The following is a 12,867-nucleotide window of genomic DNA, read 5'->3' as shown; positions in this document are numbered from 1 at the left end:
TTAATTGGATAAAGAAAGTAAGGAAATAAAGAAATCGAGATTTTACAAAGTAGGGATGGGGTTCCTTATCATTTCCCTTCTCACTTGGATCATTCCTGTCGCAGCTCCTTTTACGCCATTTTCGACTGCGGTTAAGGCTGGGGTCATAACAGGTGCGATTGTCTTTGCGGAAGTGATGTTTTGGGCAGGCGCACTTTTGGTCGGGAAAGAAGTGGCCGCTAAATATAAAGGCTATTTAAACCCGAAAAATTGGAGAAAAGAAAAAGGCTGAAGCTGTTTTTTATAAAAAAGGGCTGGGAGTGAAGCTCCAATGGAAACTGAGTTGTTGAAAGTTTTCGATTCCAATCGCATTCAAACAGGCGTGGCTTCGCGAGAGGAAGTACATAGATTGGGACATTGGCATGAGGTTTTCCATTGCTGGTTCGCAAGTTCGGAAGCGGGCGTGGATTACCTATATCTTCAGCATCGTTGTGCGATGAAAAAAGATTATCCGAATCTATGGGATATTACGGCTGCCGGCCATTTACTGGCTCATGAAACGGTATACGACGGAGTAAGGGAGATTAAAGAAGAGCTAGGCATTGACGTTTCCTTTGACGAGTTGGTTCCATTAGGGATTATTGAATACCATCAAACGAAAGAAGGTTTCAACGACAAAGAACTGGCAAACGTCTTTCTATATGAACGTGCACATAGCTTCGATGATTTCACCCTGCAGCCAGAAGAGGTTTCCGGGATGGTGAAGGTTGTGCTGACTGACTTCGAAGAGCTTTGGACCGAAGCGAAGGACAAAGTGTATATTAAGGGATTTGAAATGAATCACGAAGGCCGCAGGATGATGATCGATCGATTTGTTGGACGGAATGAGTTCGTTCCGCATGATCGTTCCTATTATGATAGCATCATTAGATTGATCAGAGAAAACCTCGCTAAATGAAAATAAAGCCCCGACAAAACGATTCGAGTTTTGTCGGGGCTTTTCTTTTTTCTTGAAAAAAACATTAAGTATATCGACCTGTATCTTTCCCGATTAACGGCAGTCTATTGGCTCGTTTTGTTCCAGCTTGATACGCATAAGTTCTTAGTTGTTACCTTATTTGTCCTGAATGGCTCATAGGGATAATGACTTTGTCTCTGTGATGATTCAGCTGATAAAGCGAGACATACCAGACTGTAATGATGATGCCAGGCTGCAACGTAAGGGCGGGGGATGTAGTTTTTCATGAACTAGGGAATTTATCACTTGTAAGAATATTACAAAATTGTAAGATGAACAGTGTATAAATTTTGTTAAGGGGATGAGTGAAATAATGAAAAAAATGGTTTTATGCATTTCATTTTTTGTAGCTTCTTTAGTCCTTTTTGGCTCCCTTGATTCTTTTGCGAGCAAAGCTTCAGCAGAAACACACACCTATGACGGAAAAAGTCCTTACTATAATAGTTGTGCGAATAGCGCTGTCACGAAGAAGTCGGTGAAAATTTATGCCAATGGCGGTTCTGCCAATTTGGAGTTGAAATTCAGCACTGTCTGTAAAACCGCCTGGGCGAAGATCACTCTAAGCAGACCGGCTAAAGCAGATGGTGAGGCAACGGCATTGGTTGTTCGAAATACTGATAATAAACAATTCAGCTGTGCATCTCCTGGAGGAAATGGTGAAATAAATAAAGGTCAAACGTCATGCTATACACCGATGGTATATGATTTAGATCCGCGAAAAGCAAAAGCGGTAGCCTTTTGGCCATATACAGCAGGTGAAACCGACTGGTATTAATGAAAAAAGAAAAACCTTCATCTATATTTTTGCAAAGAAAGGATGAATGAATTGAATAAAAAGCTTAAAATGATAGGTTTATCCATGGTGATGACACTGTCGATGTTTATTGTCGACTTTGGATTTGGAAAAAATCAAGCACTGGCCGAAACACACACCTATGATGGAAAAAGTCCATACTATAATAGTTGTGCAAATTCGGCGGTAACGAAGGATAAAAAATGGATCGATTCCAATTCGTACGTAGAATTGAAATACAGCACTGTGTGTAAAACCGCCTGGGCAAAAGTGACCGTAACACGCCCCGCCGTATACAATCATGAAGCGGATGCCAGAATCGTCCGAAGTACTGATGGTAAGGCCTATACATGCTCAAGTTCCGGGGGCAATGGTGTTGTGAATATCGGGCAGACCTCATGCTATACACCAATGGTATATGATTATGACCCGCGCAAAGCACAGGCCCAAGGGATCCATGCGATTCCAAATAGTGATGCCTATAATAAAGCGGTGACTATTTGGTACTAAAAAACAAAAACGCAAAAAAGCATCCTTATAGCCGGATGCTTTTTTTGCGGTCAGATTGTGCTTCCAATTGAAGTAGATATCGTTTCATCTCCGTACCTCCACGGTAGCCGGTAATGGCCCCGTTTTTTCCGATAACCCGGTGACATGGCACCGTGATCAGAATTGGGTTGGCGCCAATGGCCGTACCAACCGCCCGAACAGCTGCAGGTCTTTGGATGATTTGGGCAATATCGGAATAGGAACAGGTTTGTCCATAGGGTATTTGATTCAGCGCTGCCCAAATTTCTTGTTGAAAGGGGGTGCCTTTTATATCTGCGGGAAGAGAGAAAGTCTGCCTGGTTCCTTCGAAATATTCTTGTAGTTCTTTTAGATAGGGATTTAATGCTTTTTCATTTTCAACAAGGTTCGCATTTGGAAAGCGTTTTTGCATCAAGGACTTCAGTTCTTCATACGTTTGACCGGGAGAGCCTACATAGCAAAGCCCTTTTTCCGTCCTGGCCACATATAATTGCCACTTATCATAATGGAATATGGCCCAGTCAATGGTTTGTTTTTTATCATTCTTCATTTGCTTCACGCTCCAAAGCTTGAGTTTTGAGATAAGCATTCCTATATCCTGAAGGGGTATTCCCCATTTTCCTTTTGAATAACGTCATGAAATAGGGCGTACTGGAGAACCCGGTAGCGAAGCCTATTTCAGTTATCGGCAGTTCGGAGGTTTCCAGCAGCCTCGCCGCTTTTTCAAGGCGAAGCCGCTGAATGTATTCAGTGGGCGATATTCCCTTCACACGCTTGAATGATCGTTGTAAATGATACGGGCTGCCGTGGGAAATATCCGCCAATTTGTTCAAAGTGAGGGGTTCGCTGTAATGGGTGTCGATCCATTCGGCTATTTGTTCAACCCATTCTTCTGTCGGCACATTCAGTCCTTCCGGTTTACATCGTTTACAAGGCCGGAACTCCTCTTCCAAAGCCATCATGGCATTTTTGAAGATCTTCACGTTTTCCTTTTTAGGCACCCTAGATTTACAGGAGGGCCTGCAAAAGATGCCTGTCGTAATCACCCCGTATAAAAAATGATCATCATATGCTGCATCACAATCTATAATAGCTTTCCAATACTCATTCGGGAAATCTGCTTTTTTCGGATTCACTACATTCACCTCTCCATTTAGTATACAAGAAAGGGTTGATATACAAACATTTTGATAATATAAAAGCAAGATAACGTAATTGTTCAATAATTTTTGTTAAAATTAGGGAGTTGAATGAAAGAGCAAGATAACGTACTTGTTTTTGATTAGAATAAAAGGAACGGGACATAGGAGGAGCAGAATGAAAGAGACATTATCAAATGATGAAGGCATGAATGAATTGAGAATTCGTGCTCCAAAAGAGTTTAGTTTTTCGGAAAATCTTAAATATTTATCAAGATCCTCCAATGAATGTCTGTTCGATATTGTTGATCAAAAGATTTATCGAGCACTTGTTGTCGAAAACGAGACACTTTTAGTAGAAATCAGTGCTTTGAATGAAACGGAGCTGAACGTTCGTTTTCCAGGGCGAACTGCCCCGATGGATAATCAGGTAAAGGATGCTGTTTCCCAATACGTTCGTCACTGGTTCGATCTTGAGACAAATCTGCTTCCTTTTTATGAATTGGCCCAAAAGGACCCTTTATTGCAAAAGCCGGTAAGCCAATTCTTCGGCTTGAGAAATATGGGCATCCCTGATTTATTTGAAGCGATTGCCTGGGGAATACTTGGTCAGCAGATTAACTTGACTTATGCCTATACCTTGAAACGGAGGCTTGTGGAGGGATTTGGTGAATATGTTGAATTCGAAGGAAAGCAATATTGGCTGTTTCCGACACCTGATGCGATCGCGAAATTGACCGTAGAAGATTTTTCCGATTTGAGGATGACCGTAAAGAAGTGTGAATATTTAATAGGTGTTGCTCAACTGATTGCAGAAGGGGAACTTACTAAAGAAAAGCTATTGAATGCAAAGGATGTAAAAGAGGCTGAAAAAATGCTGACCAACATACTGGGAATCGGTCCGTGGACAGCGAACTATGTCTTGATGCGCTGTTTGCGTTTTCCAGCAGCCTTTCCCATCGATGACGTCGGGCTGCATAATTCCATGAAACTGCTCATGCAAACAGAAGCAAAACCAACGAAAGCGGAAATCCTGAAACTATCGGAAGCATGGGCCGATTGGGAATCCTATGCAACCTTCTATTTATGGAGATTGCTATATTGAATACCGGAGATAAAACAGCAAGTAACGCCGATAAAACTCCATATTCCGAGATAAAACTATAGAATTCGTCGATATATCTCCATATTAGGAGATAAAACTGCAAGTAACGTCGATATATCTCCATATTAGGAGATAAAACTATAGAATTCGTCGATATATCCCCATTTCCGGAGATAAAACTATAGAATTCGTCGATATAACTCCATATTCGGAGATAAAACTATAGAAATCGTCGATATATCTTTATATTCGGAGATAAACCTGTAGATTACGTCGATAAAACTCCATATTCGGAGATAAAACAATAAATTTCGTCGATATATCCCTATTTCCGGAGATAAAACTGCAAATAACGTCGATTTCAGCATTTGCGATAGATCCGGGTGCGATTTCGTTTTGTCTGTTCAGGAATACTTTTATATATCTAAACAATGGTGCGCGTTTCTGGTATTACCCCATCTTCGTCGGACCGCGTTCTGTTGCCGGCTTCAGGTGGAATGGCAGGTTCTGGACGTTTTTGGCATTGATACAAGACAAATCAATTCATTTAGCTGTTTTTGAAAAAATGCTCAAAGGAGATGTTTCCTTTGAGCATTTTATGTTTCTGATTGTTTTGCTTTCTTCCAATACGAAAAGGTATGGTAGCAAGACAGAAGCAGCACTATCCAAAGAAAAACATTATTAAGAGAAATGCCTATCGTTGATCGTCCCCCTAAAGCGGTCAACATTCCGACTAAGGAAAGGAGATACAAGGTGGAAAACAACAGCTCCTTGAACTTCGCACCATGATCGGCGTGACGATCTTTCTTAAATAGGATACTGAGAAATAGTCCTATCATAACGCCAAGAAGCACCTCAGGTGAAATGATATCAGAAAGAAAGAAGACTGGAAAAAAATCATAAATCAGCAAAAGGGTGAGGATGATCATATAAATCATTTGAAAAGGATTCAATTCAGCACTTCCTTTTTTGTTAAATTATACCTTGTTTTGTTGCTTAAATCCTTTCATTTTTGAATGTGGCTAAATAAACGGCCAACAATGTTCAATATTTAATAGAAATGGTAAAATCATTATGCTCCTATAAAATTTAGTGAATGAAAATGAAAATAGAGGATGCTGTTGAATATGAGGAAAGTATCGCTGGAAACCAAGATTCTCGGGTTAGTTCTATCATTGAGCCTGTTTTTGATCCTGTTATTGACGACTACTTTTTCCTATATGGAAGGAAGGCAAATAGCGAAGGATAAAGGTCAATTGGCGTTGGAGCTTTCAAAGACGATTAGCTTCATGCCTACCGTTACAGAGGCTTTTGAGACGGATGATCCCGCTGGCATCATCCAGCCGATTGCCGAAAAGATCCGCAGGGAAACAGGTGCTGAGTTCATCGTTGTAGGGAATGCAGAGGGAATTCGCTATTCCCATCCGCTTGTTTCCGAAATTGGGAAGCGGATGGAAGGCGGGGATAATAGCAGGGCCATTCGGGAAGGCGAATATTATGTCTCCGAAGCGGCAGGATCACTCGGTCTTTCCATTCGGGGGAAGTCACCGGTATTCAATGAGGATGGAAAAATAATTGGAATCGTCTCCGTCGGTTTTTTGGTGGACGATGTCCGCGCCCAAATTTTCAAGGATTTGTCCAAGGAGATGATTGTATCTTTAGTGGCCATCATGATCTCGATCATTGGCAGTTATATGCTGGCAAGGAGCATACGTAAAGATACACTGGGGCTGGAACCATTTGAAATCGCCAATTTATATAAAGAAAAAAATGCAGTGCTTCAATCGGTGAAAGAAGGGATTCTGGCCATTGACCAAAATGGGCTGATTACCTCGATGAATCAGCCGGCAAAAAAATTGCTGGATATTAAAGAGTCCGTTCGCCATTTGAACGTCGATGGCCTATTTCCTTCGAAATATTTATTCGAGGTGCTGAAGTCCGGTGAACCGCAAGTGGATAAGGAGATTTCATGGGAAGACAAATCCGTTATCGTCAATTGTACGCCGATTTTCGATAGTGAAGGGGTAAGCGGTGTTGTCGCTTCGTTTCGTGATCGAACGGAAATTGAGGAAATGGTCAACACATTATCGGAAGTGAAGATGCATTCAGAGGATTTAAGGGCACAAACCCATGAATTTACCAATAAACTATACGTCCTATCAGGATTGATACAATTAGGGGAATATGATGAAGCAATCGATATGATTCAAAGCGAAACATCCGAATTGCATTCCCTGAACCGTGTCGTGTTCGAACAGATAAAGGATACAAAGGTACAAGCCCTGTTACTTGGCAAGATCGGGAAAGCATCAGAAAAGAAGATCATCTTTGAAATAGACGCACAAAGCTACCTAGAGAAACTGCCGGATCATATAAAATTGTCACAACTAACATTGATTCTAGGCAACATTATCGATAATGCACTTGAAGCGGTTTCAAGCATGGAGGAGCCGCTCGTGAAATTTTTCGCCACAGATATCGGAAATGATATGGTATTTGAAGTGAGTGATAACGGAAAAGGAATACCTGAGGATGCCATCGCCCATATTTTCGATCGGGGTTTCACTTCGAAAAACAGCGGAAGTCCAAGTGGTTATGGACTTTCGAATGCTGATCATGTCGTCAAAGAGCTGGGCGGCATCATCGAGGTTCAAAGCGAGGATGGGAACACCATATTCACCGTTTATCTTCCTAAAGAACAGTGAGGAGGGAAAGAATGCAGAAGATAAGAGCAGTCATCGCAGAAGATGATTTTCGTGTAGCGGATATCCATGAAAAATTCTTGAAAAACTTTGATGAAATAGAAGTGGTCGGAAAAGCTGTCAATGCCAAAAAAACGCTTCGGATCTTGGAACAGAAAAGCCCGGATCTGCTTTTGCTTGATGTTTATATGCCGGATCAGCTTGGTACAGACCTCCTTCCGGACATACGGAAAAAATTCCCGAATGTGGATATCATCATGATTACCGCGGCAACGGATAAAGAACAACTGGAAAAGGCGCTTCACTATGGTGTGGAGAATTATTTAATTAAACCAGTGGAGATGAAGCGCTTCAACCAAGTTATCGAAGAGTATCTGAAGAAAGTCCATCTGATGAAATCCAAACAAGAGATAGATCAGGATTTTGTGGATCTCATTTTGAAAAAGGGTTCATCCGTTTTGGAATCGAACGATGGGCAGGACCTGCCGAAAGGGGTCGACGAAATCACTTTGGCGAAGGTGATAGAGGTACTCGAAGCAAGCGATATCGGTTTGTCGGCTGAACAAGTGAGCGGACAGATCGGTGCTTCCAGGACAACTGCGAGACGCTATCTGGAATACTTGATTTCCGTTAAGAAATGTAAAGCGGAAGTCGTATATGGGGTAGTGGGGAGACCTGAGCGAAGATATTATAAAATTCAATAGAATTAAGTGAGAGACACCTTCAAGATTGAAGGTGTCTTTTTTAGGCTGTCTTCACATACTTTGTTGCTATTTACCAGGTAGTGAGTTGTGGTTGATTTCCCCTCCAGATGCTCGCTTTCCGCGGGGCGGGCGGTGAGCCCCCTCGGCGTAAACGCCTGTGGGGTCTCACCTGTCCCGCTGCTCCCGCAGGAGTCTCGCACTTCCGCTCCAATCAACCTTAAATAGTTTCGTTTTAAAAACAACAATCTTTACGAAAAGAGCCTTTTTTTATGATGCATCGTTTGAAAGATTATGAAAAAAGCAATATATGTCAAAAAAACGATATGTTAATCTGTTATCCTTTTCTTAAGGAGGTTCGGAAATGAGATATAGCCCCATCATCCAAAAAACGATTGAATATATAGAGAATAGCTTACAAGCCGAATTGTCCTTGGAGAACATCGCACGGTTCGCAGGTTTTTCGAAGTTTCATTATCATCGTATTTTTCACAAGGAGGTTGGCGTGACCGTATCGGAATATATTCGATATCGAAGAATTGCCAATGCAGCTAACATGCTGCTTTATACCGATGAAAAAATAATCGATATTGCTTTATATTACCGCTTTGAAACACAGGAATCCTTTACTCGTTCATTCAAGAAATATTATGACCTGCCGCCAGGGCAATATCGGAAACTCGTAAGTAAACTAACCTTGCAAAAGGAGGAAATGACGATGAAAAACGAACAATTATTAAAAGGCTGGAATTTAAGCGGGAGTCATCCATTCAATTATCAAATGGGAATTGACCGGGAGACATTCCATAAAGGCCAGGCATCAGGATTCCTGAAATCCGTCACTGCCGAATCCAAGGAGCAATTTGCAACGATGATGCAGCAATTCAAGGCGGAAAATTACCTTGGTAAAAGAATGAAACTGTCGGGTTTTTTAAAATCAAAAGGTGTTGATGGATTTTGTGGTTTATGGATGAGGGTGGATAATGCGCTTCAGGATGTTTTGCAATTCGACAATATGGGGGATCGGCCCATCGTCAACGATACGGAATGGAACCATTATTATATTATCCTGGATGTACCCGAAAACAGTGCCATCATTTCATTCGGGGTCCTTCTTTCAGGGCGCGGCCAAGTATGGATCGATGAACTGGAATTCGAGGAAGTCAGTATCGATACACCAACGACCAATATAGACTACGGCTGTGACCTATTGGACGGACCGGCAAATTTATCATTTGAAGAATAAATGCGCCTAAATAATCGCTGAATTCCTTAAAGAACGCGCCATTCAACCCGGGGAGTGGCGTTCGGTTCATCCTCGAAAAATCGCTTCCGTGAACACAATGAACACAATTAACAAAATAGTTTTAAAACACAATAAATTGAGAACGCTTACAAATGAAGCGGTTTCATATACACTTTATCTTATTAGAAGATAGGAGTGATAGATATGCTCGCTTTATTAGGATACTTGATGATAGTAGTGTTTATGATTTTAATTATGACAGGGCGACTTTCAGCCATGATAGCTTTGATTGCAGTACCAAGTGCCTTTGCACTTATTGGCGGGTTTGGCGGTAAAATGGGTGAGATGGCGCTGGAAGGCATCAAAGACGTTGCGCCAACGGGAATCATGATTTTATTTGCAATCCTTTTCTTTGGCATTTTGATTGATGCTGGGGTTTTTGACCCGATCATCAATACGATTCTTAAGGTTGTAAAAGGAGATCCGGTGAAAATTGCCATCGGCACGGCAGTCCTGGCTTTGCTGATTTCCTTGGATGGAGATGGTACGACTACATATATGATAACGATTTCAGCCATGCTTCCGCTATATAAACGGATTGGAATGAGACCGCTAGTATTGGCCGGTATTGCCGTTTCGTCATCTGGAGTCATGAACCTTCTTCCTTGGGGAGGCCCTACAGCACGGGTGATGACCGCTTTAAAACTTGAAATGTCCGATGTGTTCACACCCGTCATTCCAGCGATGATTGGCGGAGTCCTATTCGTCCTTTTCATGGCATATTGCTTGGGTAAAAAAGAAAGAAAGAGAATCGGGATCATTGAAGTCGATTATCATGCTGTGGCACAGCACGCGGCTGCAACGGAAGATGCTTATCTTAAACGGCCTAAATTGATCATATTCAATTACGCATTGACTCTTACACTGCTGGTTGCGCTGATCATGGAACTTATGCCTTCAGCGGTTCTGTTCATGGTAGGTTTCGCGATTGCCATTACGGTTAACTATCCGAAACTCAGTGATCAGAAAGAACGTGTAGCAAACTATGCGGACAATGCTTTATCTGTTATTTCGATGATTTTTGCGGCAGGTGTTTTCACTGGAATCCTTGCCGGTACGGAGATGGTCGATGCCATGGCAAACTCTTTGATTCAGCATATTCCAGATCAAATGGGCGCACATTTTGCTGTCATCACAGCCATCATCTCAGCACCTTTTACGTTCTTCATGTCTAATGACGCATTTTATTATGGGGTGCTCCCATTACTTGCTAAAGCGGGAGCTGCTTATGGAATTGACCCTGCCCTGATCGGCAGAGCTTCACTATTGGGGCTTCCTGTCCATCTATTAAGCCCGCTTGTTCCATCTACCTATCTATTGGTTGGAATGGTAGGGGAAGATTTCGGTGCCTTGCAGCGCACTTTCCTGAAATGGGCATGCGGATCGACGCTTGTCATGATAGTGGTTTGCGTCCTATTGGGAATCATCCCGCTATAAAGCTCTAAGAGTCCCGTTCGTCACGTTGGCGAACGGGACTCTTTTCTGTCTGCATCAAGCGCTGAATAAATCTGGAAAAGTGAGATACATTATGTTTGTCTTCTCTTTCGCGACAAAGTTAGCTTTTTCTTTTATTGAATGAGGGATGTACGTACCTTAAGATTAAAGGAAACTATATTAATAAGAAGGGAAGAGAGCAAAAATGGCTCACTTTAATATAAAAGTTGCAGTTCAAAAGTTCGGTAACTTTCTAAGTTCAATGGTCATGCCGAATATATCAGCTTTCATAGCATGGGGGCTAATCACTGCCCTATTCATCCCATCTGGTTTCCTGCCAAATGAAAGCCTTGCCAAAATGGTTACACCGATGGTTACGTTTTTATTGCCGCTTTTAATTGGGTATACGGGCGGTAAGCTAATCCATGACCACCGCGGCGGCGTAGTCGGTGCCATTGCGACAATGGGCGTCATCGTCGGATCTGACATCCCGATGTTCCTTGGAGCCATGATAATGGGACCGTTCGGCGGTTATGTCATCAAGAAATTCGATCAATTGATTGAAGGGAAAATAAAAGCAGGTTTTGAAATGCTTGTTAATAATTTCTCGGCGGGGATTATTGGCGGCTTATTGTCCATTCTATCCTTCTTGGCCATCGGGCCTGCTGTTGACGTATTTACGGGCTGGCTTGTAGCAGGAGTCGATTGGCTTGTCGGTACAGGTTTACTGCCGTTGACAAGTATCCTGATCGAGCCTGCCAAGGTCTTGTTCTTGAACAATGCCATCAATCATGGTGTACTATCACCAATTGGTGTAGAGCAAGTTAAACAAACAGGGGCTTCCATCCTGTTCCTTCTGGAATCGAATCCAGGACCAGGTATCGGCGTACTGCTTGCTTATTGCTTTTTTGGAAAGGGAACGGCGAAGAAATCGGCGCCAGGAGCTGCCATCATTCATTTCTTCGGCGGGATCCATGAAATTTATTTCCCTTATATCCTAATGAAGCCGATGTTATTCTTAGCCGTCATTCTTGGAGGCATGAGTGGAGTTTTCACATTGGTCCTACTGGGCGGAGGATTGTTCGCTCCAGCATCTCCAGGCAGCATACTTGCCATTACAGCGGTAACTCCGCATAATGCAGGTGCATATATTGCTAACTTTGCAGGCGTCATCGTAGCCGCCCTTGTTTCATTCATCGTCGGTGCATTCATCCTGAAAACAGGAAAGCAATCTGAAGAGAATATTGAAGATGCCGCGAAAAAAATGCAAGAAATGAAAGGCAAGAAAAGCTCTGTTGCCGATGTATTCGCTTCAGATCCTGGAACGATGCCAACAAACGTCAGCAAAATAATATTTGCCTGCGATGCCGGGATGGGATCAAGTGCTATGGGGGCTTCGCTGCTTCGCAAGAAGGTGAAGGAAGCCGGATTGAATATCACTGTTACAAATACGGCAATCTCAAACATTCCTGCTGATGCACAAATCGTCATTACACAGGAAGAGTTAACTCCAAGGGCACAGAATAAAGTGCCGAATGCCTATCATGTATCCGTCGATAATTTCCTATCAAGCCCGGAATACGATTCATTGCTTGCACGGCTTCAGGATGACGGTACCGATGAGCTGCATGAAATCGTCGAAGATGCTGAAGAGAAGGTTCCCGGTGTTCGTGAACATTCAATCGAGCCTGGCATCGACGAGGATGAGCAGGAAGGTAATGAATTGCTTCGCAAAGAAAATGTCTTCCTTAATCAACAATTCGCCAATAAGGAAGAAGCGATCCGCTTTGCGGGAAGAGCTTTGGTCAATGCAGGTTACGTTAAGGAAAGCTATATTGAAGCGATGATTGCCCGTGATGAATTGACTTCAACCTATATGGGGAATGATGTAGCCATTCCGCACGGAACCGAGGAAGCTAAGAAAGATGTCCTTAAATCCGGATTTACCGTTTTACAAATTCCTGATGGTGTCGACTTTGACGGCCAAAAGGCACGATTGATATTCGGCATTGCCGGCAAGGACGGGACACATCTTGAAATTCTATCTGGCATTGCAGTTACATGCTCTGACATGGAGAATATTGAAAAGATGGTTAAAGCCACATCAGCCAGGGAATTGATGGATATTATAAGTGTAGAAAATAATTAAATACTCTTAACCA

13 protein-coding genes and 1 pseudogene are annotated in these 12,867 nt (G+C 42.5%); 11 read left to right on the top strand and 3 right to left on the bottom strand.

Annotation, left to right across the window (positions count from 1 at the left end; all coding sequences use genetic code 11):
- The first annotated feature begins 4 nt into the window (after positions 1-4).
- The 4 genes from MKX49_RS18815 to MKX49_RS18800 all read left to right on the top strand — a co-directional run bounded on the left by MKX49_RS18815 (position 5) and on the right by MKX49_RS18800 (position 2,300).
- Positions 5-271 carry a transporter suffix domain-containing protein gene (locus MKX49_RS18815; RefSeq protein WP_034309540.1) on the top strand — a complete coding sequence of 89 codons (267 nt, stop codon included), beginning with the start codon at positions 5-7 and terminating at the stop codon, positions 269-271.
- Between the two features lie 39 nt (positions 272-310).
- Positions 311-937 (top strand): NUDIX hydrolase, encoded by a 627-nt coding sequence (locus MKX49_RS18810; RefSeq protein WP_340877313.1) that lies wholly within the window; start codon positions 311-313, stop codon positions 935-937.
- Positions 938-1,310: 373 nt separating this feature from the next.
- The gene (locus MKX49_RS18805; protein ID WP_063594528.1) at positions 1,311-1,772 is read left to right on the top strand and encodes a DUF2690 domain-containing protein; all 462 of its coding nucleotides are present in this window, start codon (positions 1,311-1,313) and stop codon (positions 1,770-1,772) included.
- Positions 1,773-1,856: 84 nt separating this feature from the next.
- On the top strand, positions 1,857-2,300 hold the full coding sequence (locus MKX49_RS18800; RefSeq protein ID WP_170946930.1) for a DUF2690 domain-containing protein: 444 nt from the start codon (positions 1,857-1,859) through the stop codon (positions 2,298-2,300).
- Positions 2,301-2,325: 25 nt separating this feature from the next.
- Here the strand turns inward: MKX49_RS18800 and MKX49_RS18795 are convergent, their stop codons facing one another.
- Complete coding sequence (locus MKX49_RS18795) at positions 2,326-2,868, bottom strand: methylated-DNA--[protein]-cysteine S-methyltransferase (RefSeq protein ID WP_340877312.1); 543 nt, start codon at positions 2,866-2,868, stop codon at positions 2,326-2,328.
- The gene (locus tag MKX49_RS18790) at positions 2,858-3,454 is read right to left on the bottom strand and encodes a bifunctional transcriptional activator/DNA repair enzyme AdaA (protein ID WP_340877311.1); all 597 of its coding nucleotides are present in this window, start codon (positions 3,452-3,454) and stop codon (positions 2,858-2,860) included. The genes MKX49_RS18795 and MKX49_RS18790 overlap by 11 nt, the downstream gene beginning before the upstream one ends.
- A 181-nt stretch (positions 3,455-3,635) precedes the next feature.
- Here MKX49_RS18790 and MKX49_RS18785 point away from each other — a divergent pair, with 181 nt between their 5' ends.
- Together MKX49_RS18785 and MKX49_RS18780 are read left to right on the top strand one after the other, a co-directional pair.
- The gene (locus MKX49_RS18785) at positions 3,636-4,562 is read left to right on the top strand and encodes a DNA-3-methyladenine glycosylase family protein (protein WP_340877310.1); all 927 of its coding nucleotides are present in this window, start codon (positions 3,636-3,638) and stop codon (positions 4,560-4,562) included.
- A 361-nt stretch (positions 4,563-4,923) separates the two neighbouring features.
- Positions 4,924-5,123: pseudogene (locus tag MKX49_RS18780) on the top strand (collagen-like protein); the annotation flags it as partial.
- A 35-nt stretch (positions 5,124-5,158) separates the two neighbouring features.
- On the opposite strand, the gene MKX49_RS18775 reads toward MKX49_RS18780, so the two are convergent.
- Positions 5,159-5,515, bottom strand: coding sequence for a hypothetical protein (locus MKX49_RS18775; protein WP_340877309.1), 357 nt, complete (start codon positions 5,513-5,515; stop codon positions 5,159-5,161).
- A 174-nt stretch (positions 5,516-5,689) separates the two neighbouring features.
- Here MKX49_RS18775 and MKX49_RS18770 point away from each other — a divergent pair, with 174 nt between their 5' ends.
- From MKX49_RS18770 to MKX49_RS18750, 5 genes are all read left to right on the top strand, one after another.
- On the top strand, positions 5,690-7,267 hold the full coding sequence (locus MKX49_RS18770; RefSeq protein ID WP_340877308.1) for a sensor histidine kinase: 1,578 nt from the start codon (positions 5,690-5,692) through the stop codon (positions 7,265-7,267).
- 11 nt (positions 7,268-7,278) lie between these two features.
- On the top strand, positions 7,279-7,968 hold the full coding sequence (locus MKX49_RS18765) for a response regulator (RefSeq protein WP_048683166.1): 690 nt from the start codon (positions 7,279-7,281) through the stop codon (positions 7,966-7,968).
- A gap of 361 nt (positions 7,969-8,329) precedes the next feature.
- Positions 8,330-9,211, top strand: a complete 882-nt coding sequence (locus tag MKX49_RS18760; RefSeq protein WP_340877305.1) for a helix-turn-helix transcriptional regulator — start codon at positions 8,330-8,332, stop codon at positions 9,209-9,211.
- Between the two features lie 204 nt (positions 9,212-9,415).
- Positions 9,416-10,708 carry a CitMHS family transporter gene (locus MKX49_RS18755; protein ID WP_048683174.1) on the top strand — a complete coding sequence of 431 codons (1,293 nt, stop codon included), beginning with the start codon at positions 9,416-9,418 and terminating at the stop codon, positions 10,706-10,708.
- Positions 10,709-10,910: 202 nt separating this feature from the next.
- The gene (locus MKX49_RS18750; RefSeq protein WP_340877304.1) at positions 10,911-12,854 is read left to right on the top strand and encodes a PTS mannitol transporter subunit IICBA; all 1,944 of its coding nucleotides are present in this window, start codon (positions 10,911-10,913) and stop codon (positions 12,852-12,854) included.
- Positions 12,855-12,867: the final 13 nt, after the last annotated feature.

Origin of the sequence: Peribacillus sp. FSL M8-0224, assembly GCF_038003055.1 — a bacterium.
Lineage (GTDB): Bacteria > Bacillota > Bacilli > Bacillales > DSM-1321 > Peribacillus > Peribacillus frigoritolerans.
The sequence above is the reverse complement of the archived record's forward strand: the minus strand, read 5'-3'. Positions and strand labels throughout refer to the sequence as shown.